Annotated in this window: 17 protein-coding genes; 8 read left to right on the top strand and 9 right to left on the bottom strand. The window is 45.5% G+C overall.

What is annotated here, in order from left to right:
• Positions 1-79: 79 nt before the first annotated feature.
• From QE357_RS17545 to QE357_RS17525, 5 genes are all read right to left on the bottom strand, one after another.
• Positions 80-2473: a TonB-dependent receptor gene (locus QE357_RS17545; protein ID WP_309710196.1), complete on the bottom strand. Its 2394-nt coding sequence runs from the start codon at positions 2471-2473 to the stop codon at positions 80-82.
• Between the two features lie 63 nt (positions 2474-2536).
• Positions 2537-3676 carry a DUF3179 domain-containing (seleno)protein gene (locus QE357_RS17540; RefSeq protein ID WP_106637371.1) on the bottom strand — a complete coding sequence of 380 codons (1140 nt, stop codon included), beginning with the start codon at positions 3674-3676 and terminating at the stop codon, positions 2537-2539.
• A gap of 33 nt (positions 3677-3709) precedes the next feature.
• Positions 3710-5266 (bottom strand): phosphatase PAP2 family protein, encoded by a 1557-nt coding sequence (locus QE357_RS17535; protein ID WP_106637372.1) that lies wholly within the window; start codon positions 5264-5266, stop codon positions 3710-3712.
• A gap of 6 nt (positions 5267-5272) precedes the next feature.
• Positions 5273-6121: a hypothetical protein gene (locus tag QE357_RS17530; protein ID WP_309710190.1), complete on the bottom strand. Its 849-nt coding sequence runs from the start codon at positions 6119-6121 to the stop codon at positions 5273-5275.
• A 286-nt stretch (positions 6122-6407) separates the two neighbouring features.
• Positions 6408-7862: a sodium:solute symporter gene (locus QE357_RS17525; RefSeq protein ID WP_106637374.1), complete on the bottom strand. Its 1455-nt coding sequence runs from the start codon at positions 7860-7862 to the stop codon at positions 6408-6410.
• Between the two features lie 310 nt (positions 7863-8172).
• Between QE357_RS17525 and QE357_RS17520 the strand changes: the two genes are divergently transcribed.
• Both QE357_RS17520 and recR read left to right on the top strand, forming a co-directional pair.
• On the top strand, positions 8173-8466 hold the full coding sequence (locus QE357_RS17520; protein ID WP_369804180.1) for an ATP-dependent Clp protease adaptor ClpS: 294 nt from the start codon (positions 8173-8175) through the stop codon (positions 8464-8466).
• A gap of 101 nt (positions 8467-8567) precedes the next feature.
• Entirely contained in the window at positions 8568-9176 is a 609-nt protein-coding gene (gene recR / locus QE357_RS17515; RefSeq protein WP_309710185.1) for a recombination mediator RecR, read from the top strand.
• 221 nt (positions 9177-9397) lie between these two features.
• Here recR and ispF read toward each other — a convergent pair whose 3' ends face one another.
• The 3 genes from ispF to QE357_RS17500 all read right to left on the bottom strand — a co-directional run bounded on the left by ispF (position 9398) and on the right by QE357_RS17500 (position 12157).
• Positions 9398-9877 (bottom strand): 2-C-methyl-D-erythritol 2,4-cyclodiphosphate synthase, encoded by a 480-nt coding sequence (gene ispF, locus QE357_RS17510; protein ID WP_106637376.1) that lies wholly within the window; start codon positions 9875-9877, stop codon positions 9398-9400.
• Positions 9878-10025: 148 nt separating this feature from the next.
• Positions 10026-10712 carry a hypothetical protein gene (locus QE357_RS17505; RefSeq protein WP_106637377.1) on the bottom strand — a complete coding sequence of 229 codons (687 nt, stop codon included), beginning with the start codon at positions 10710-10712 and terminating at the stop codon, positions 10026-10028.
• 197 nt (positions 10713-10909) lie between these two features.
• Positions 10910-12157 carry an aspartyl protease family protein gene (locus QE357_RS17500; protein WP_309710179.1) on the bottom strand — a complete coding sequence of 416 codons (1248 nt, stop codon included), beginning with the start codon at positions 12155-12157 and terminating at the stop codon, positions 10910-10912.
• Between the two features lie 216 nt (positions 12158-12373).
• Between QE357_RS17500 and tpiA the strand changes: the two genes are divergently transcribed.
• The 3 genes from tpiA to QE357_RS17485 all read left to right on the top strand — a co-directional run bounded on the left by tpiA (position 12374) and on the right by QE357_RS17485 (position 15627).
• Positions 12374-13129 carry a triose-phosphate isomerase gene (gene tpiA, locus QE357_RS17495; protein ID WP_307141172.1) on the top strand — a complete coding sequence of 252 codons (756 nt, stop codon included), beginning with the start codon at positions 12374-12376 and terminating at the stop codon, positions 13127-13129.
• 384 nt (positions 13130-13513) lie between these two features.
• Positions 13514-15037, top strand: a complete 1524-nt coding sequence (locus tag QE357_RS17490; RefSeq protein WP_309710176.1) for a hypothetical protein — start codon at positions 13514-13516, stop codon at positions 15035-15037.
• An 83-nt stretch (positions 15038-15120) separates the two neighbouring features.
• The gene (locus QE357_RS17485) at positions 15121-15627 is read left to right on the top strand and encodes a GNAT family N-acetyltransferase (protein WP_106637380.1); all 507 of its coding nucleotides are present in this window, start codon (positions 15121-15123) and stop codon (positions 15625-15627) included.
• A 37-nt stretch (positions 15628-15664) separates the two neighbouring features.
• Here QE357_RS17485 and QE357_RS17480 read toward each other — a convergent pair whose 3' ends face one another.
• Entirely contained in the window at positions 15665-16552 is an 888-nt protein-coding gene (locus QE357_RS17480) for a hypothetical protein (protein WP_309710171.1), read from the bottom strand.
• A gap of 772 nt (positions 16553-17324) precedes the next feature.
• Here QE357_RS17480 and QE357_RS17475 point away from each other — a divergent pair.
• From QE357_RS17475 to QE357_RS17465, 3 genes are all read left to right on the top strand, one after another.
• Positions 17325-17555: a hypothetical protein gene (locus QE357_RS17475; RefSeq protein ID WP_307141169.1), complete on the top strand. Its 231-nt coding sequence runs from the start codon at positions 17325-17327 to the stop codon at positions 17553-17555.
• Between the two features lie 114 nt (positions 17556-17669).
• Positions 17670-18617 carry a magnesium/cobalt transporter CorA gene (corA, locus tag QE357_RS17470; protein ID WP_106637383.1) on the top strand — a complete coding sequence of 316 codons (948 nt, stop codon included), beginning with the start codon at positions 17670-17672 and terminating at the stop codon, positions 18615-18617.
• An 89-nt stretch (positions 18618-18706) separates the two neighbouring features.
• Entirely contained in the window at positions 18707-21781 is a 3075-nt protein-coding gene (locus QE357_RS17465) for a PVC-type heme-binding CxxCH protein (protein ID WP_309710166.1), read from the top strand.
• Positions 21782-21870 lie beyond the last annotated feature (89 nt).

Raw genomic sequence — 21870 nt, 5'->3', positions numbered from 1 at the left:
ATGAAAAGGTGGCAAGGAAATTCTTTTGCTAAAAAAGTGAAGAATTTCCGTGCCACCTTATTAAGAAGGCTGGTTAATTTTAGATTTTTAATCCAACCGTTACCTGTACACTACGACCATCTGATGACCAGATGCCCGGTCCGGGATACATGGTTGGACGTTTGGTAAAGTAACTTTTGTTAGTGAGGTTACTAATTCCACCCCGAATCGTCAGGCTTCGATTGAGGCGATAAGTAGCATACCAGTCGATCAATACATACGCAGGAACCAGGCCTACGCCACCCGTTGCCGATGGTTTTACCGTATTTAAAGGATCGGCATAGGTTTTGGATACGTAGCTGTATTGCAGGGTGGTTGAAAAGCCCTGATGACTCACTTGCAGGCCATTCCGACTGATCCATCGAGGAACGGACTCAATACGATTGCCGCTGATATTAATATTCTCAGCTCCGTTCGAAACGAAACCCTTGATATAACGGCCATCCATGTAGGATGTAGAAGTAAATACTGAAACGCGGGTACGGGGACGCTGGATGAACGCGTATTCTGCGTAGGCTTCAATCCCGCGAGTGCGGCTATCTCCAATGTTGGTTTTATAGATAAAGGACTTCGCTCCTTCGGTAATAATCTGACTGCCCAGACGGTTCCGATAGAGTAGATCAAAAGCGGTAATATCAAAAGTGAGGCGATCATCGAATTCTTTTCCACGAATCCCCATCTCAGCATTAGAACCACGAGCGTCGGAAGTATTAGGGTTGGCTCTTTCAAGAATGGAACCGGGAATAATGTCCTTGAAAACCGCTGGACGATACGCCTGGGCCCAGCCACCATACAGATTTACACTTTTGCTCAGGCGGTACTGGCCATTTATACTTAACAGAGGAAAACGATGACTCAATTTGGGTGGAATGGCTGAAGCATCTGTGTAAGCCAGTCGTCCAGAAAGATTTGTAACCCCAGTTTCTACTCGAATGCCGGGCGTAAGACTGAACTGAGGGGTTATCTGAAAAAGGTTTTCCGCAAAAAATGCTATGTTATGCGTTTTGTAGTGCATGTCGCGTCCATAATCACCAGTAATGCTCAGATCGTAATCAGTGCCCGTGGTACCTCGGCCTAACTGACGACGATGAAGATCGTTATTAATTAACTGCACGCCGCCAATGAAAGTAGCGGACATACGCTGAATTTGATACCGATGCAGCATTCGTGTTTCGAAGGTATAACTATGAAACTGATCGCGGTCTACCTGACGATTAGCATATTGACCCGTTACGCGACTGATGGTATCTAGCCGAGTAGCAAAACCTTCGAAGGTAACACTGTTTCGCTGACCCAATACAGCCGAAGCCGTAGCCTGGAGAGTTGTTCGGGGAGAAATAGTCCAGTCGAGCCGTAAGGAAGGTAAATAAATATCAGGACTAAAGTAGTTGCGGGAACGAGTGGATTGACGCGGGTCCTGAGCAAACTGAGCATCCGTCAGCGGACCAGGAATGTGATACTGGTAATAGGACCGGCCTAACTCAGCCCGTAGAACGAGGTTAGAACGGAAGGCATAATTCAGACTTACAAACTGTCCTTCAGCAATAGAATTTCCATTTTTACGATACCCATCCGAAGTCCGGCGGTGGTAATAGGCGTTGTAACTCAGCTTTCCTACGGTTCCGCTGAGTCGATGGAAGGTGCTTTGTAAACCGAAAGAACCGATGCTGTTGATGGTTTCGTAAGCAACCGCCCGGCTTGAATCGGGCCCTTTCAGCACGTAGTTCAACATGCCGCCAAATTGAGCTCCGTATTGCAGGGAAGCGTTTCCACGCACCAATTCAATCCGTTCGACAGCTTCGAGGGGTAATGAAAAGTGACTGGCTGGATAGCCGTATAAATCCGAATTGGTCAGAACGCCGTTGGTGCGAATGTTATATTCCCAGCCCCGGTGCGGATCAAGACCCCGGGTGGCCAGGTTAATCTGGTTTCCCGAACCATCCATATCATACGCAAAGGCACCCGGAATTTTAGCAAAGACCTGGCGGACGTTTTTTTCGGGAATATTGGCATCCACCTGATTCAACGAAATGACCTCCGAGCGTTTGCCTGAAAGCAGATACGTGCCCTGCACATCCGCCATGGGTTTTACAGAACGGTCGGCCCCTTCCCGTACGGATACTTCCTGTAGGTTTTCAATGAATTCATTCAGGGTAATGATCAGTTTTTGCGAAGGACTTTTCTGAACGGTAATGAGCTGCCGAAAGGTCTGGAAACCAATATGAGAAGCCCGAAAAGTATGCCGCCCGGCGGGTAATTCGATTTGGAAATTTCCCGCCGCATCACTTTCCAGCGTTTTTCCGCTGACCCGAATAACCGTACCGGGCAAGCCCTCTCCATTCGTTTGCTGAACCCGTCCCTGAATAAGGGTTTGAGTGAAAGCAAAGCAGGGGAAAAACCATAGAATGAGGAAAAATGAAGTAAAATTTTTCAAGGGTGTTCTGGGGATAAAGTGAAAAAACGGCTGAAGATTCTAAATTCTCAGCCGTCAGAAAAGTTAATACCTCTCGGTTTTGGGATGAAACGTTCGCCAGCTATGCCAGAATTCCTGAGAAGCCAGCAGAGGTCGCAATCGTCCCGAAGACGAACGTCCCGCCAGATCATAGGCATGGCCCGTAGTAATAAGTGAATCCTTTTCGAGGTGATAAGTGGTATTCACGTCGGGTCGCTGATAGGCGAAGAAGCTGGCATTATCTTTAGCCAGTACGAGCAAGACGGGAACGTTACCCACGACATCATTAATCACATGCTGATTTTTCAGACGGTTCCAGTCGTAAGCCTTCGAAGCCTGACCTGCGTCAATACCCACTACCCAGGATTTATCGTGCCAGGATTGATGATCGGTTCCTGTTAGCTCATCCGTCTTCGTGCCTTCTTCGTACTTGAAATCCGTTTCATACTGAGCTGCATACGCAGGATCACCCTGGAAAATCAGACTGTTGGGATGTAGCGTTAACCATTCGCTCAGGGTTGCCTGCTGGCTTACCACTTCGGGTAAATGCGTTCCGGTTAATGAACCAATCACGGCTTCCCCGTTGGCTTGTCGCCACCAGCTATGCGTATGGGTATCTTCAAAAAGAGCATTGTAATGATCCATTCCTACCAGCCGGAACGTTTCAGGCTGACCATCCACGAGCGAACTAAACACACGTCCCGTTCGACAAACGGAGCAATAGGTAACCAGGATGGGCGTTCCGGCAACAGTATCCCGAACCTGATGGTGATAGGCGAGAAACGGAATAGGATAAGCCCGGGCTTCCTTACCCATCACCACGCCGAGAACCAAATGTTTAGGATCGACGTGATTACCAGAGGCGGGGGCTAACTGAACCATATCCGGCTCATGAAAGAGTTCTGCCGCGTCCAATTTATAGTGAATCAATGAAACGAGTACGGCAGTAATAAGCATAGAAAGGATAGGGATCCATTTTTTACCGTAAGCCGTAAACGTTGGGATAACACCGATTAAAATTAATAATGCAGCCCCAACGCGAAAGGACCACTGCCAGCGGTTAAGAAAATAAGCCACTTCCAAGTGGGGCATTTCCTGACTGCCGGGCAGCGGCATAATGAAATAAATGTGCATTAACTCAAATAATACCAGACCGACTAATCCAGCATAAAATAAAATCTTCATAGTGAGCAAGGGTAATGAAAAGTAATCAGTGACTTAACGCCCGGCTCCGTCACTCTGAGCTCGCTTAATGGCGTACTGACCGATGGCATTTCCATGTGTTAATCCTACTTCCGAATCCGAGCGGTAGTGAATACAGCCATAAATCCGGGATATAGAGGCTTCATTGGCTAGAACCATCATGGCATCAGCTTCGTTCGGAAACAGGTAGGCTAAAACGGTAGATGCTGCTCCCGAGAACGTTGAATGACCAGAAGTGAAGCTGGGGAAGTTTGGTGTGCCAATCGTTGAGCGTACCGCATGGTCAACCTGAAAGGGCCGTGGGGTATAATAATAAAACTTCGTATCCCAGCAGGCAATACCGGCATCCATTAACGAAGTGCCTACCAAAGCCATGGTACGGGCAGCCCGTAACTCATTTTCTTTATACTTGCGAGTCAGGTTAGCGGCTTCGCGATTCCAGTGTCCGGGAGGGGTGAAACTGCCCACGCCGTCCGACCAGTAGGAAGCGATGCGGTGTTGCTCGCGGGTCAGGGTTTTGCCCATCCCACGTAGCTCCTGAAGGTCTTTTTCAAAACCTGCCGATCCCAAAGCTGGCGGCGGGCTGGGCCGCATGGCTACTTTTTGAGTTTCGTTGAAATTCCAGGTTTTTACATTACCAAAGGTGGGCAACATCGGTGGCCGGGCTGGTGCATCCAGACTTACCCATTCTGTTTTCAATCCACGAGCTTTGGCAGCAGAGATCATAGCCGGAACCGCCGACTGATTATTGGCTGCTCCCATACCATCGGTTTTGGCTCGGGCGATTACCTTGGCAGCTATGGCTTTTCCTAAAGCTTCACCCGCATCCAGGTCGCTCTGAACATTGGCTTTGCCCCAGATCCGGCTGTTACGGTGGGCTTCGTAATAAGCATTGAGTTTATCCACTTCACCGGGAAACATCACCTTCAAAATTTCCAGCGAAGCCGCCGCCACCACCGCATCTTCGGAAGGGTAGGAAGGTAAACTGCTGACGGGTAAAGTAGCAGTAATACTGGCATCTACTTTCGAAGGAGCCAGGCGACTGTATTGGTATTTATACTTCCAGGCCGCTACCAAAGCGTCGTACTGGGCTACGCCCAGATAGGCAAACATCCGGGAAGCATACGGAGGGTTACAAAAGGGAAATTTAGGTTCGGCCTTTGGGTTCGCGGGATCGGGGACGGGATATTTCTTCTGAATTTCGTCGTATACCGGTGGGAGGTTATAATTAGCTGCCAGCGTCCGGGCTATTTCGTTCCAGCGATAAACGCCACCAACAGCCCAGAAATCAACCGTTTTTTGTTGTTCAGGCGTAATTTTTAAATCTTTTAAGGACTGAAGTTCAGCTTTATAGCTGGATGATTCGAGGGCTTGTGGAGCAGAAACGGTTACCTCGTCGGTAGAGCTCAGCACAATGGTTTTCCACTGGCCCCCATTTTCGTCGAGCCCGGCAGGCTCATACACTTCCAGCGTAGGCTGGTCAACGCTTTTATCGCAACTAGCCAGAAAAAGTACCGATCCGGCCAGGGTTAACAATCGTAGAAATTTATAAGGCATGGTTAGGAGAGTCATAAGGGCTTACATAATGATTTTTTTACCTGTCACACTAAACGTATGCTGAATACCCACGGTATACATTCGGGCCTGACCTACGTTTCGTCCTGCCGTTACCTGACCATACTGACCGAAGAGCGAAAAGAACGTCCCGTTTTTCAGGTATAAATGAACCTTGGCCATACCACCCAGCGAAGTCTGATTCATGCGGTTGGTAGGAAAGGGCATGTCCTGCCGACGAATATCATCGCCGCTCTGATTAGTCATGTTCTCGATAAAGCCTTCTACCTGAACGTATTTGTTTATGTAACCTAAACGAGCCGAAGCATCTACCACATCTGGCACGGCCACTTCATGGGTATCATACACTTTGCCACCTGCCTGATAAGAATCGCGGTCAATTTGGATATTACTGCGGCGAATGTACCCTCCGTGAGCGGTCAGGTAAATGCCTTTGATTTTGTAATGAAAAATACCTTTGATTGACGCCGTTTTCGAACGAAGACCAATCGAGTAAGGCAACATGTCAGGGATATAGGTGTTCATCGGAATAGAGACGCCGCCCGTGGCCAGTAAGCCAAAAGTGCCGATGGAAGTTTCTGCTTTTAAAGGCCGGTATTTTAACCACAACGAAAGATCCTGAATACCTTCCTGACGAGAAAAGTGACCCCCGTCGGACTTATTCCAGATGTAGGGTAATCCGGCCATAACGTTGAGATTTTTGGTGAGCCCGTACGCACTCATCAGCATGACGTTCTGACCAGTAAAGGTGCCAAGGTTGGCATTGCGGCGTTTAAGCGTGCCTTCCCAATACTGATCCCATTGACTGTTGGAATAACTGGCAACGTTACAAATCAGGGTTTTACCCATCATGATTCCGTCAGTGGGAGTTTGTGCGTAAAGGCTACTAGTCCACAGGAGAGTAGCCCATATCCCTAATCTAAGTGATCTTAGATAAGTAAAAAAAGGCATATAGTATGATTTTGGGGGAGTGAATACTTAAAATTTGGGTTTAAAGATACTATACAGTTTGGATATAATGAACGAACGTAAGTCTTTGAAAAACAAATTTTAAGCAAGGTATATTCCAACAAAAAACGCTACTTCCCTTCAAATGATAGAGAAATAGCGTTTTTACTCAGATTTAGCGGAGTAATATTTAGAAAGATAATTCGCGTTCGGGCTTTTTAAGTAATAATAATCCGCCGAAAGTAAGCAGTCCGTTTAACAATAGCTTTTCGAAACCGAAGGTATAATGGAACCACTCCTGCGAATGATCCACCAAAATGTACGTGACGAGGGGAGAGATTAGACAGACAAAAGGCACATAACGATCTTTCACGGACCATTTGGTGTAAAGCCCGAACGTATACAAACCCAGCAAAGGCCCGTACGTATAACCAGCCAGGTCAAAAATCGTCCGAATCATAGATTGGCTGTTGAGCTGTTTGAAGAGAATAATCACCAGCAGGAATAGAAACGAAAACATCAGGTGAACCCAGGTCTTGATGCGTTGGCGTTGTTTTTCGGGGTAATTCTCAATATTCAGGAAATCAATGCAGAACGAAGTAGTAAGGGCCGTCAGGGCGGAGTCGGAGCTGGCGTAGGTAGCAGCGGTAATGCCCAACAGGAATGTAATGGCTGCAATAGGTCCGAAGTGATTACCCAATGCCAGCATCGGATATAGATCATCTGATTTGGCCGGAATGGCAATACCCATTTGTTCAGAATAGACCAGTAATAATGCTCCCAGATTCAGAAACGCAAAGTTCACGATTACCAGCACGACGCAAAACCAGAGGATGTTTTTCTGAGCTTCTCCGATATTCTTGCACGTGAGGTTTTTCTGCATCAAATCCTGATCCAATCCCGTCATTACGATGGCAATGAAAGCTCCAGAAACGAAATCTTTGAAGAAGTTATTCTTGGGAGCCCAGTCCCACACAAAAACTTTAGAGTAACTCTTGGATTGAACGGTCGTCCAGAGCGAGCCAAAATCCAGATTTAACTGTTTGGCAATCAGGAAAACGGTGAGGAAAACAGCAGTGACCAGAAAAAAGGTCTGGAGCGTATCCGTAATGATGATGGTTTTAACACCGCCTTTGAAGGTATAAATCCAGATGAGGAGAATGGCGAAAACGACCGTTCCCTCAAAAGGAATACCGAAACGATCAAAAATGGCCAGTTGCAATACCTGCACGGCAATAAACATCCGTCCCGCCGAACCCACCGTTCGGGAAAGCAGGAAAAAGCCCGCCCCGGTTTTATACGACCAGAACCCAAACCTTTTGTCCAGATAGGTATAAATCGAGATCAGGTTCAGCCGGTAATACATGGGCATGAGTACCGTGGCGATGACGAAGTAACCCACCAGATAACCCAGGATGACCTGAAAATACGTGAATTGGGAGGTACTCACATTCCCCGGAACGGAAATGAAGGTAACCCCGGAAAGCGAAGTGCCAATCATTCCAAACGCCACCAGATACCAGGGCGATTGTTTGTTGGCGGTAAAAAACGTGTGTGTGTCGGCTCCGCGGGAAGTATAGAACGAAACGGCCACCAGCACTGCAAAATAACCCAGGAGAATAGCAAGAGCCAGGTAAGCATTCATGAATGAAACAGGGACGAGTAATAGAGGTACCTAACGTAAATAAGCCTTAAATATGACCAAATATTTGCAAAAGCGATAGGAGAACGGCAAAATTGAAGTTTTGGGAAAGGCTCAAGAACGGCAATTAGGCCGTGTAAAAGGCTTAGGTAGAGTCGAGTAAAGAAGCGGTTGGCAAGCTCACGAATTTCGTTTTTCATCAATTGTTTTTATTTAACTAAGAATCTAAAACTTCTATGAACCTTCGGTTGGGGATGCGGGTTATAAAGGTTAAATTTGTTCTCATTAAGTAACTGATTTACTGGAAATAGCCATGTGGATGAACACCTTACCGAAACCTTGGGAAGAAGAAGGCGTAGATGTTCTGGAAGAAGTGGAAGATACTCAGGAACATGATCTGATGGTCTTCAATGACGATGTCAACACGTTTGACTGGGTGATTGATACCCTCATTGATGTCTGCGGTCATTCGCCCGAGCAAGCCGAACAATGTACGATACTGATTCATTTCAAAGGAAAATGTTCAGTGAAAAAAGGAGCCTTTGAGGAATTGGCTCCCATGCGTAATGCCATTTGTAACCGGGGCATTAGTGCCGAAGTGGTTTAACAAAATCAACAGTAAGAATGGGCCGGTCAGGAAGCAAATTTCGGGGTACTTCCCCACGGGAATTTGACTAGTTCAGGCCATTCAACTAGCCAGCATTTCTCTTGAATTATCCATCCAAACTTATTGAAGACGCCGTCGAAGAGATTAGTAAACTTCCGGGAATCGGAAAAAAAACAGCTCTCCGTCTGGCTTTACATTTGCTCAAACGCGAAGAACAGCAAACATCTCAACTAGCAGATGCTCTGGTTAGTATGCGTACGCAGACGCGTTATTGCCGACAGTGTCATACCATTGCTGATGAAGATTTGTGCCAGATTTGTGCCAACCCCCGTCGGGATGCCCAGTTGATTTGCGTGGTGGAAGATACCCGCGATGTACTGGCCATTGAAAATACAGCTCAGTTTCGCGGGGTATATCACGTACTGGGTGGTTTGATTAACCCACTCGAGGGCGTTGGACCCACTGAATTGCAGATTGAATCTTTAATGGAGCGAGTGGCTGATCCGAAAAATGAAATTCGGGAAGTGATTCTGGCTCTAAGCCCCACGATGCAGGGTGATACTACGTCGTTTTATTTAACGAAACGCTTGCGTCAATATGCCGTGAAGATTACCACCATCGCCCGGGGTATTCCTATTGGTGGTGATTTGGAATATGCCGATGAAATTACACTGGGCCGAAGTATTATTGGTCGTGTGAGTTACGAATAGGAAAACGGCTGACGAAAATCGAGTGCCTCAAAGTAGTGTGTAACTGCTTTGGGGCATTTTTTTGTTAGCATTTTTCAGGAGTCACAATCACGGCTTGTGTCTCCTGAAAAATGCATAGGCGAAGGTAGGGGTCTTTCTTTGGAGGTACACGTAGAGCCTCGACGAGATGCATTGCGTCGCTACGTAATTTCATCTCAATCGCGGGCCATCTCAATTGTTTATTATTTTCGCTCAATTAAGGCAACGGCGTGAGCGGCAATTCCTTCTTTCTTGCCCACAAAACCCAAATGCTCGGAAGTAGTCGCTTTGATGGATAAATCTTCTTCTGAGATGTTCATCACCTTCGCTAATACCTCCTTCATGGTTGGGATGTGAGGATTAAGCTTAGGCTCCTGAAGCACGACAGTAACGTCAATGTTACCCACCTCATATCCCTTTTCACGGATCATTTCCAGCACCCGGCTTAGCAACACTTTGGAATCAACGCCTTTCCACTGCGGATCTTTATCCGAAAAGTGGTAACCAATGTTACGCAGGTTGGCGGCTCCGAGCAGGGCATCGCAAATGACATGACAAACCACGTCAGCGTCTGAATGTCCTTTAGCTCCGTGCGTGTGAGGAATCAGAATTCCACCTAACCAGAAAGGCCGGTTTTCTTCCAGTTGATGAACGTCGTAACCGTGACCAATTCGAAATGACATAATAAATAGCTAAGGTAAATTTGAAAGGCAAAACTAAAGCAAAGCCCCGATTTTGTCGGAAAACTTTAGTTAATAACTTGAATGGCCCCAGCAGTAGTAACAAAAATGGCCGATTCATCATCGGCCATTTTTTAAAAGTATATAAAATCTAATCGCCTAAACGAACGCGTAATGAAACGAGCAAATAGGGTAAGAAACTGTAATTACGCATGTTATGCTCAATTTTGGGAATCTGATCGGGGATGGTTGTTTCGTCAAGTAAGCCATTCGTCCAGAAATCAATTTTAGGACTTCCGAGGTAATAACAGCCCAATTCAAAACCAGCACCTACGCGTTTGCGGGGAACGGCCCGGCCTACCCCAATGCCGAGGTGAGGGGTTAACTTCCACCACTTCAAGCGAATTTCTACCTGACCTAAGTCTTCCGGGTTAATATTGACATCATCAATGACTAAACCCGTTTCGGAGCTCCCTAAAACGCTGTACCTGGGATTAATCTGGTAAGCGATACCGCCCGTTATGCGGAAAGAACTGTGCAGGGAAGGGTGGTAATCTGCCTTGATTTGAGCCAGGTTCATGCGTACCAAAGGCGAAAACTGAGCCTTGGTATCTTTGTTGATCTCAACGTTAAAGGGCTTCTTGTAACCGATGTGCGTATAACCCAGGCGAAATTGCCAGTGTGAGTCATCGCTGTAGCGGTAACCAAACTCTCCGCCGTATCCCAGTGTACCACCGAGTACGCCAAAAGAGAATTTACCGGGAGGATCGATAGAGGCCTGAACCTGAGAGCTTAACAGCAAGAAGATGATCGAGGGAAGAAGATAACGTAGTTTCATAAACGTGGCGGCGTTTGGTTGACTTGTGTTAAACCAAAAATAGGCATAAAAATTAATGCCTAGCCTTTTTCCAGGTTAAGAAATTTACGAAAAGGGGCTAATGAAATTATTAATTTGTTAAACCATAAAGCGATTTATACAAGAATGTTAACCTATGTTTGAACTCTGTGATCTATACGTTACTTAAGGAGAAATGCTCAGATAATTCGTTTTAAGGTTAAAGTAGTAACCAGGAGTTCGCCTTTCCTACGGATAGCCATAATGATTTCTTTGCCTTCACCCCGCTGGAAAATTTTATATAAATCAGACATGGTAATGGATCGGCAAAACTCGCCATCGACGCTAATGAGCTGATCTCCAGCCTGAAGCCCCGCCAGTGAAGCAGGAGAATTCAGCTCTACGCGTTCAATCATGAATTCATCAAAATGCGAACCTCTGGCTACGATGTCTATGCCGCTCATGTTATGCTCAAAAGCTTCCCGAATTCTTCGACGCACGGGTTTCAGAACGATGTATCGTTGCGGGTAATTGAAAGTTACTTTGAATCGCCGGAGTAATTCGCAACCGATATTTCCCTGACGATCAACGGTCTTGGAGAGCTTCATTCCGTAGGCCAGGCTATCGGGAAAGGAGGCGATGATGTTATTCAGTTCCAGATGACCAATCTGAATTTTCTCTACTCGGCCGAGGCTGCCGTTAATAACGCCATTCAGTCCTCGGCCCAACTGCGTGCGAATGACCTTGTTAGGTAAAGGAATCTGATTGCGGGAATTGACATCCAGCGAAAGGGCGTGGCCCGCTCCGGTATCAATCACGACTTTGATGGGAACAGTTCGCTTCTTATCGACCAGAGCGACGGCGTTGAGGTAAGGCTTGGCATCTTCGATGGTAATGGGAAACTGATCGCCTTTTTTCGCTCTATAGCGGTAATGGCTGGGTTCTTCAAGGATTAACTCCTTACGGGAAAAATCAATGGTAACCACAAATTGATTGAATAGCTCGTAGCCAAAGATGCCGTGAACGGGTATGCCTACGTATTCCGAAATTTGAAGAATATCATGATCCAGCACTACAATATTCTGGTTGAAGCCTTTCATGTAACCCATTTGAATGCGGTTGCCTACCATGACTGTAGCCGATAGGTCGGACCCTTCACCGGCCCCGGAAATGTGCACTCGCCGCACGGGTTTCATATGCCGGACGGCGGGAACTTTGGGATCAGTGATCAGGATGGTAGAAACGCCGGAATCGAGGATGAAGCGTAGCGTATCAGAATCATTGACCTTCATGGGGACAATGATGAGATTAGAGTGAAGTTCGAAGGGAATTCGGGTTGTTTTGTGACGTCCCTGAAGATGCAGGCCAAATCGTTCCTGAGCTTGGCAGAGCTCTGACAGACCGATTACCAGCCCGAACCAAAGTGCGAGTGGTAGAGCATATTTCATTGCTTCGTGATTTAGTACAGAACTGCCTTTAATTTAGAAGCTTTTTTGCTCATAATCAAGAGGGTATGCTTTGATGATGAGGATCATTTCGGCACTTTCAGGGATTTTCCTTACTTTCGTCGCCTGAATAAATAACCAAAAAAGGCTTTTCCTGAATCAGAAAGGCACTATTTGATTAATTAAAAATATTCTTCTGATTTTTATATTTTTTCAAGCATGAGAAAAAAAATTGTTGCAGGTAACTGGAAAATGAACAAAACAGCTGACGAAGCAGTAGCTCTGACTTCGGAAGTGGTTAATATGATTGCCGATGAAGTAACCAGTGACGTAGAAGTAGTTCTTTGCGTGCCTTCACTGTATTTATCTACCTTGCAGCAGTACGCCACGGGCCGTGTTTCCATTGGAGCTCAGAACTGCCATCAGAAAGCTTCTGGAGCTTATACGGGCGAAATTTCGGCGTCTATGCTGAAGTCTGTGGGTATCCCTTACGTCATTCTGGGTCACAGTGAGCGTCGTCAGTACTTTGGAGAAACGGATGAAATCCTTGCTGAAAAAGTAAATATTTCCCTGGAAAATGGTCTAAAGCCCATCTTCTGTTGCGGCGAATCGCTCGAACAACGTCAGAATGAAGATTACATCGCTATCGTTCAGACTCAGTTAACGAACGCTTTATTTCACCTTTCGGCGGAACAGTTTGGCCAGATTGTTATCGCTTACGAACCTATCTGGGCGATTGGTACGGGACTGACGGCTTCTGCTCAGCAGGCTCAGGATATGCATGCGGCTCTTCGTAGCCACATCGCTGGAAAATATGGTCAGGAAGTAGCTGATAACACTACCATTCAGTACGGTGGAAGTGTGAATGCTGCCAATGCCGCTGAGATCTTTGCCAGCCCTGACGTAGACGGTGGTCTGGTAGGAGGAGCTTCGCTGAAATCACGTGATTTTGTGGAGATTGTAAAAGCAATCTAATTGCCAAATCTACTAGCCTGATACATAGTACCTGAAAGAATGAGTGGGACTCCAGTTACTGGAAAATCACTCATTCTTTTTTGTCGCTGGTAAACCATTTAGCTGCTAAGAACGTAATTTTTAAAAAATCCAATTTCGGCTTCCGATTATTCTAACTCAGAATTTCCTATTTTTGCCACGCTCGTTTCCTCTTTTTAGTACTAAATACGCTCTATTAGCAATAAATGGCATTTTTGTTCGTACCAAGAGGGAATAAACCTTAGCCATGATATAACCGCAATGAAAAGGCATTTCAAGACAAGACTTTCTTTCGTCCTATTTGTGGTAGCAGTTTGCTGGTCTGCTGTAAGCCAGGCTCAATCATCAGTACCCGGACAAACAGGAATGAAAATCATATTTCCCAGCACTCCAAACTGGAATGTACTGGAAGAAGGGAAGCCATTTACATTCAAAATTCAGGTCAAACCTAACCAGGACAGCACGCGGGTGCATTTCAATATTCCCGAAGGTCAACTGGAAGGAATGACGCTCGATTCGCTGGGCTATTTTAACTGGACCCCAGGTTACGATCTGGTAGACCGGATTCAGGGGAATAAAGGTTTTTCGGTGCTTTTTGAAGTTAGTAACGATAGAGGAGAAGAAGCTCGCCGAAGCGTAGAGTTTAGAGTATTACACGTGAACCGTCCCCCACTGGTGGGAGAATTGAAGCCTTTCTACGTACAATTCAACGTTCAGAATACGTATCAGATTGATCCTAACGAAGTTCGCGACCCGGATCACGATCCCTTGGTTTTTATTCCTATCACGGATCAGTTACCCGAAGGAGCCCGTTTATCTGCTCAGGGTGAGTTTAGCTGGAAACCTTCTCAAACCCAGTTTAACAAACTAAAAACGTCACCTTTGTACGTTGAGTTTTACGTGGAAGATCAGCCTACGAAAGCCCGGACTAAAGGACGTTTAAAGATAGACGTCACGCAGATGGACTTACCGCCAGTGGTGTCCGTCGTTCCCAATTCACAGAACATCAGGCTACGAGAAAACACTACGCTGAACCTGGCCTTGTATCTGACCGATCCTAATGGTGACCAGGATATTCAGGAGTTCTCCTTTGTGTCAGATAACCGCTCGATCCCCAAAGAAGCCTTAAAGAAAAATACCAATACACAGTACGAATTTATCTGGCGGCCCGATTACGATTTCGTAAAAGATCCGTTGGACACGCTGGGCTTTAACCTTACTTTTTTCGTGATCGATAAAAGTCAGAAGCGAGATGAGAAACGCATTCACGTAACTGTAGAAAACGCGGTAAATGAACGGGAAAAGGATATTCAGCTTTATACGCAGTATCGTACCTCCCTAATTCGGGCCTGGGAGTTGATTGCTCAGTTAAGTGAAAAGCAGGAGGAGTTAAGCCGTCTATACAGAAGAGCTAAATCGGGTAAAAAAAATCGCTCGGTAATGAACGCAGGTATTGGGGCAGGCACAGCCATTACTCCGTTGACAATCAACGGAGACGGGGCTTCTGCTGTGAATGCCAGAAGAATCATACCTACCGTAGGTGGAACCGCAACTGCGACTGTAGGCACGTTGGAAGCTACTGAAGTAATTGGCCGTTCGATCAGCCCCTTAGTGGATCAATTAAACAAGATTATTGTAAAGCGAAACGAACTTCAAACCAAGGGTGACATTTTTGCCCGGAAGTACAACCTGAAATCCGCCCGTCGGGGCCAGAATGGGCAGACATTTGCTAAAGATCTGGATGATTTCGAAGCATCCATGAAAGTAAACGATTTGATTGCTCTGGAGCTTGATGCAGGCTGGCAGGATCGTAACAAGCCTAAGAATGCTGAACAGCAGGACCGGAGTTTGCAACGTACTTTCCGTGATTTCGTACCTTTTACGGATTAAGTTATTTAGAGTCATTCGGAAGCGGGAAAGAGCTCTTTCCCGCTTTTTTTTTATATTCACCCCACTCGTACTGAAAATTCTGCATGATAGAAACTTCCCGTCTTCGACTATTGCCCTGTGATCTAAATCTTTGGGAGGCCGTTCTGGCTGGAAATAACGTATTAAGTCAAGTCATAGGAGCCAACGTGCCCCGTCGCTGGACGGAAAATGCTTCGGCGTTTGCTCAGTTTTATCAGCAGGTGAAAAAAGACCCTTCGCTGGAAAAGTGGGGAGGCCATCTCATTGTTTATCGCCCGGATAACCTGCTCATTGGTAGCTGCGGCTATAAAGGCCAGCCCAACGAAAAAGGAGAAGTGGAAATTGGGTATGAAATTAAAGCAAGCCACCGTGAGAAAGGTTTAGCTACCGAAACAGCCAATGCCCTGGTGGACTATGCCTTTACTTTTCCTGAAGTTCATCTCATCGTAGCCCACACCCTGACCGAAGAAAACTCTTCGACGAAAGTGCTCACGAAAGTGGGCTTTAAGAAAATAGGAGAAGTAGAACACGCCCAGGATGGAATCATGTGGCGTTGGGAGCTAAGTCGCTAGGGAATGGAAGACGTTGTGGCAGCAACGTCTTTTTCGGTTATAGATTTCTAATCAATGTCTCCAGCTCATCTTCAGGTTTCAGGTTTAACCTTTTTCGGAGTCGATACCGGGCTGTATTGGCACTCTGTGGAGAAATGCCCAGAATATCCGCAATTTCTTTGGTACTAAGATTCATTTTCAGTAAAGCCATCAGACGAATATCATTCGGATTCAACGATGGAAACTGAGCAGTAATTCGATTGAAAAAATCGGGATGTACGTTTTCAAACACATCCTTGAAGTAACTCCATTTGGCTTCACCGTGCAGATGATTCGTAATCAGTTGAGGTATTTTTCGAACGTCACCTGCTTTTTCCTGTAAAATCGTTTGTCGGATTTCCTCCAGAAAACGGCTGGACTTTACTTCCTGAAGGGTATAACTCGTCAACTCTCGACTGCGTTGTTCCAGTTTTTCTTCCCGCTGTTCTTTCTCCTTTTCCAGTAACTTGGTATAAGTACTCAGTTTTGAATTCTGTTGATTAATGACATGCAAGTGCAAAAAAGATTGCACTTCGATGTTATAAAAATGCGTGGAGGCAATGAAAAGCATAACCGTCATCCCTGTGCATTCAAACATCCGAATGATCTGTTCCCCGGAATTATCCAGCGGAATGGAGTGAACCATCAGCACCATAGAAGTAACACCTATCAGTGAAATGATCAGGCGGGGCTTCCAGTCAGTAAAGAAAATAACCTGACAGGTGATGAGCGATACAATGTAAAAGACAATACTTTGCCGGGCTTGATAAACCAACAAGGATCGAATAAACAAGTAAGAACAGGTAATGATTAGATTAAAGTAATAAACATATCGTGTTTTACCTGCTAATAACTGACCATCTTTAGGCCAGTTAGATAAGGTATAAATAGCAAAAATAATACACAATAAAATTAGAAACTGAGAATAAATAAGATAGCCATCTATTCCATCATCATAAGTCGATCCGTTATGATAAGCTAGAAAATTAAGAATAATTAGTTCTATGAAATAAGCAGCAGCAGCCCACGTTAATAAATAAATTCTATTTCGAATTAAATACTGACGATGTTTTTCAAAATCGTTTAAATACTCCTTTGGAACTTGTTTGAATATTTTTTTTAAAAGTGAGGGCATAATGTAACAGGTAATTGGTTACAGAATTGATAGAGGTGATACAGAATTAAAACCCTGTCTATACATAGTCTATAGCTGAAAATTGTAATTGTGGGTTTGTAATGCCGTTTTTTGTGTCACTCTAGCAAGTAGAAATTCTTAGGGTGTCTATTAGTGATAGTTGTAGGGAGACGGTGAAATATTTGATAAGACAACTCACCTAGACAAATAGAATAATTAGTTAAACTTGGTTTTTGTAAAAAATGTTTAATTAATTTGTAAAAGTTAAATAACCGTCAGTTTTAATAAAGTATTTAGATTGATTCAGCAAACGAGTTTTACTTATAAATATTCTTTAATTTAATAGTATAGTAATTATTGGATTTATAAGTAGAATTTATTTGGTAAAGTTTTAATCATGTCCCCCATTGTTGGTTTCGACGCGAAAGATGCCAGCAGTTACATTACAAAATTCGCTGAATTAACCTACTCTTGCAACTAAGGCCCAGCCCCATAAGGGCTGGGCTTTTTTATTAATCCTGGTATCCGCCTATATTAAATTAGTATGAAAAAAAAACTCGTCAAAACCAAAGAAGAGTATCTAAAACACCTTTTAGCTTTAAGTGGGACCTACGAAAAAGCCTGGCCGGGTCATCAGGTTCCTGAATGGCTTCCCTTACCTAAACCTCATCATTATCCGTGTATTGCCATTTCTACGGATGCCATTTGTCAGGGCAGTAATCTTCTTTTTGACATTGAGCTGGTCTATTTCACCGACTTTTTGAGCTTCAACTGAGCCCTCAGAACGGAGTCGCTTACCATTTGAAAATAGTAAAGCCTCAGTAGGGGGTTGTTTCTGTCGTGACAAGTTGTTTGTTTTGAAGAACAAACGAGTATAACAGGCAGCAACGTGGTTAGAATTTACTATAAAGACGGGAAGCAGATTCGGAAAGAAAACGATGTAAAGGAACTAGGTCACCTACAAAATGTGATCTGGATTGACTTGCAGTCGGCTAATCAGGAAGAAGAAGAGTGGGTAGAAAACAAGTACATGGTAAGTTTTCAAACCCCACAGGAAATTGTTGAAATTGAGAGTTCTGCCCGATTCTTTGAGCAAAACGATTCTCTGAATGCCAACTCGAACTTTCTGAGTCTGGACTCGGAAGGATTTCGCACCTATCCCGTTTCTATGATTTTAAGAAACGGCGTTCTTTTTACGTACCGTCGGGGGGATTCCAAGACCTTCGCTGATACTGTGAAACGGATGAAGGTAACCGGTGATGAAACCTTTCAGACGGGAGCCGACATCATGATCCTTTTACTCGAAACCCGGATTGAGACAGATGCAGATTTGCTGGAATCAATCTCCCGGGATGTGTCTTTATTGTCAAAATCACTAACTGCTGATCAGAAGCCCCGCCAGGAGTTACTGATTCGGATCAATACGCTTCAGGAAAATACGATGTTGCTGCGGGAAACCATTATTGATAAGCAGCGGGTACTTTCTAACATTCACCGAAGCTCCCTTTTCCCTGATTCACATCGTGAGCGTTTACGGCTGATTCTTAAGGATATTAGCTCCCTGTTGGAATATTCGACGTTCAATTTTGAGCGACTGGAATATCTGCAAAATACCTTTATGGGTCTAGTCAATCTGGAACAAAACCAGATCATTAAAATCTTTACGGTAGTAACCATCGTGTTTATGCCGCCCACGCTCATCGCGGGTATTTTCGGGATGAACTTTGATACCATTCCGACCACTGGTCATGCGTTTGGTTTCTGGTTGTCACTGGCAATGATGCTCTTTTCTTCGGTGGCCGTTCTGGGCTGGTTCCGGCGTAAACACTGGATTTAATAATTCAGAATTATTTTCAGTAAGTAAAGGGTATAATTCCTCGAATTATATGTAAAAGCTTAGGTGACTTCTAAACACTTATTGATACTATGAAAGGAAATAGTTCTCATCCCCTTCGCTGGGGGCTGGTGCTGTCGGTGGGCGGATTAATGCTTTCGCTGACGGCAGCTCAGCAACATCCGATTGCCCGAACGATCAATGCATTGATGGATTCTGTTCTGACGGATGCACAGAAACGGTTACCCGAAAATGCGTTAAAAACGCTAAAAGCTTCGCATGAGCTGGAAGTTAGAACGTTCGCGACGGAACCCATGCTTCAAAATCCTACCAATATGGATATTGATGAAAGGGGAAGAGTCTGGATTACGGAAGCGTATAATTACCGCCCAGCTATTAACGGGAATCCTACCACAGACAAGGGTGACCGAATAATCATTCTGGAAGACACCAATGGTGATGGAAAGGCTGATGTTCAGAAAGTCTGGTATCAGGGACCTGAATTAAATGCTCCGCTGGGAGTTCTGGTGCTGGGCAATAAAGCCATTGTATCGCAAAGCCCTTACGTCTGGTTATTTGAGGACACCGATGGCGACGATAAAGCCGATAAAAAGACCATCATTTTTCAGGGTATTGAAGGTGAGCAACACGATCACGGCATGCACACATTTGTGTTTGGCCCCGATGGGAAGTTTTATTTCAATTTCGGAAATGAAGGCAAACAGCTCAAAGACGCTCAGGGTAACCTTATTAAAGACCAGTTTGGTAACCCTATTCAAACGGGCAATAAGAGTAAGCTCAAACAGGGCGTAGCCTTCCGCTGTGATGCCGATTTCAAGAATGTAGAGGTTTTGGCTCACAACTTTCGTAATCCCTTTGAGTTAGCGGTGGATAGTTACGGCACCGTCTGGCAGTCGGATAATGATGACGATGGCAATAAAGGCGTTCGGATCAATTACATCCTCGAAGGGGGAAATTATGGCTATACCGATGAAGTGACAGGAGCAAACTGGCCAGCCTATCGCACCAATATGGAAGAAGAAATTCCGTATCGTCACTGGCATTTGAACGATCCCGGCGTGGTCCCCAATTTATTACAAACGGGTAGTGGTTCACCCACCGGAATGGTCATCTACGAAGGTAACCTTTTACCGGAAGTGTTTCGCAATCAGATGATTCATGCTGAACCGGGGCATAACGTAGTTCGGAGTTATCCCGTCAAGGCTGATGGGGCAGGTTATTCGGCTTCCATTGAGAATATTCTTAAAAACGAAGGAGATAGCTGGTTTCGTCCGGCGGATGTGTGTGTAGCTCCTGACGGGTCTATCCTCATTGCCGATTGGTACGATCCTGGCGTAGGCGGGCACCAGGCGGGTGACCAGACGCGTGGTCGTGTGTATCGCGTAGCTCCCCAGGGGCGGCCTTATACGGCTCCTTCCTATAACTACGAAGACCCCAACAGTGCATTAGCCGCCCTGCAAAGCCCAAATATGGCAATTCGGTACAAAGCCTGGAATGCCCTGATGCACATGGGAGATGAAGCTGTGCCTGCCTTAACCAAACTTTGGCATTCGGATGGAAACCCCCGGATGCGGGCCCGTGCTTTCTGGATTTTATCGAAGATGAAAGGCAATGCAGTCATTGAAGAAGCCCTGAATGATGCTAATCCGAATCTTCGGATAGCGGGTTTACGGGCGGCTCGTCAGCAGCAAGCGGATATTATTCCTTTCATTAAAAAATTATCGGCTGATACTTCCGCCCAGGTTCGTCGGGAGTGTGCTATTGCTCTACGTCATCAGACGTCACCAGAAGCAGCGGAATTATGGGCCAATCTGGCAGAGAAGTATGATGGGCAAGATCGTTGGTATCTGGAAGCTTTAGGGGTAGGAGCCGACGAGCAGTGGGATTCCTATTTTGCGGCTTACCTGAAACGTCACCCAAACCCCGTTGAAACCAAAGCCGAGCGGGATCTGGTTTGGCGGGCCCGTACCGAAAAAGCCAGTCCCTTTCTGGCTAAGCTGGCAGCGGATGATCGCTTGTCGCTTTCAAAAGAACGCTTACGGTATTTCCGGGCGTTTGATTTCAATACAGGAAAGGCCAAGAGTGATGCTCTGATGAAGCTATTGATCGGGAATAACCCTCGTCAGGCGGAGTTAACCAGATTAGCCTTGCGACATCTTGATCCTGAGTTTGTAAAAGCTACACCTGCGGCGAAATCGGTGCTGAAGAAGTTGATGGCCACGCTTAGTCAGCAGGAGTACCTGGAATATGAAGCTCGCTATGCTTTACCCGAAGAAAATGGGAAGTTATTAGCAATTGCCTTAAATCCTGACAATGAGCATATCGGTTCAACCGCCATGAATTTATTGTTACAGCAGGGGGGAGGCAAAACAGTGAGAGCGATTTTGGCGGGAAAAGACGAGGATAAAACTCGAAAAACGCTGGCGGCTTTACGTAGAGTAGGAAAAAAAGAATCGATTGAAATTATGGAGCAACTGGCTTTATCCAAGAGCCAGCCTCAATGGTTGCGTCAGTTAGCAACTCGGAATTTGGGCGGGTCTATGCTGGGTGAAGATCGAATTCTGATTTTGCTACGGGAAGGGAAAATCGAAAAACCTTATATTTTGTATGCAGTGCAGGGCGTGGCAACGGCCTGGCGTAAAGCTATTCCGAAGGAAGCAGCAACATACCTGGGTGGCGAAACCAGTGTAGGAAAACCGATGCCTAAAATCGAGGAAATGGTAAGCTTATCGGGAGATGTGCAACGTGGCGTAAAAGTCTTCGCTCAAAACTGTGCAGTTTGCCACCAGATTAATGGACAGGGAGCAGATTTTGGCCCCAAACTTTCCGAGATCGGATCGAAGTTACCCAAGGAAGGCCAGTACATGGCGATTCTTTATCCTTCTGCCGGAATCAGTTTTGGATTTGAAGGCTGGAATGTTCAACTGAAAGACGGAACCAATCTGGTCGGTATTGTGGCTAGTAAAACCGAATCGGATCTAGACCTGAAATACCCCGGAGGAACTGCCCAGCGTTTAAAAATGACGCAGGTGAAGAGCATGAAACAGCAGCAGGATTCTATGATGCCTGCTGGTTTGCACGAAAATATGAGCAAACAGGAATTGGCCGATCTGGTAGAATACCTCATGACTCTAAAAAAGAAATAAAGCAGTAATAAGTTAAGATAAGGCCGGATCTTGATTCGGTCTTCTCGTTTTTTCGCTCTTAGAAATAGTTAAATGCGATTGATCTGACG

This window comes from Siphonobacter sp. SORGH_AS_0500, from assembly GCF_031453245.1.
Classification (GTDB): domain Bacteria; phylum Bacteroidota; class Bacteroidia; order Cytophagales; family Spirosomataceae; genus Siphonobacter.
This window is presented reverse-complemented; position numbering and strand designations above follow the sequence as displayed.

Coding starts and splice junctions, on each gene's coding strand:
- QE357_RS17540 (WP_106637371.1), bottom strand. CDS start 3,676: ATGAAGATTTTATTTTATGCTGGATTAGTCGGTCTGGTATTATTTGAG.
- QE357_RS17535 (WP_106637372.1), bottom strand. CDS start 5,266: ATGACTCTCCTAACCATGCCTTATAAATTTCTACGATTGTTAACCCTG.
- QE357_RS17530 (WP_309710190.1), bottom strand. CDS start 6,121: ATGATGGGTAAAACCCTGATTTGTAACGTTGCCAGTTATTCCAACAGT.
- QE357_RS17525 (WP_106637374.1), bottom strand. CDS start 7,862: ATGAATGCTTACCTGGCTCTTGCTATTCTCCTGGGTTATTTTGCAGTG.
- QE357_RS17520 (WP_369804180.1), top strand. CDS start 8,173: ATGTGGATGAACACCTTACCGAAACCTTGGGAAGAAGAAGGCGTAGAT.
- ispF (WP_106637376.1), bottom strand. CDS start 9,877: ATGTCATTTCGAATTGGTCACGGTTACGACGTTCATCAACTGGAAGAA.
- QE357_RS17505 (WP_106637377.1), bottom strand. CDS start 10,712: ATGAAACTACGTTATCTTCTTCCCTCGATCATCTTCTTGCTGTTAAGC.
- QE357_RS17500 (WP_309710179.1), bottom strand. CDS start 12,157: ATGAAATATGCTCTACCACTCGCACTTTGGTTCGGGCTGGTAATCGGT.
- tpiA (WP_307141172.1), top strand. CDS start 12,374: ATGAGAAAAAAAATTGTTGCAGGTAACTGGAAAATGAACAAAACAGCT.
- QE357_RS17490 (WP_309710176.1), top strand. CDS start 13,514: ATGAAAATCATATTTCCCAGCACTCCAAACTGGAATGTACTGGAAGAA.
- QE357_RS17485 (WP_106637380.1), top strand. CDS start 15,121: ATGATAGAAACTTCCCGTCTTCGACTATTGCCCTGTGATCTAAATCTT.
- QE357_RS17475 (WP_307141169.1), top strand. CDS start 17,325: ATGAAAAAAAAACTCGTCAAAACCAAAGAAGAGTATCTAAAACACCTT.
- QE357_RS17465 (WP_309710166.1), top strand. CDS start 18,707: ATGAAAGGAAATAGTTCTCATCCCCTTCGCTGGGGGCTGGTGCTGTCG.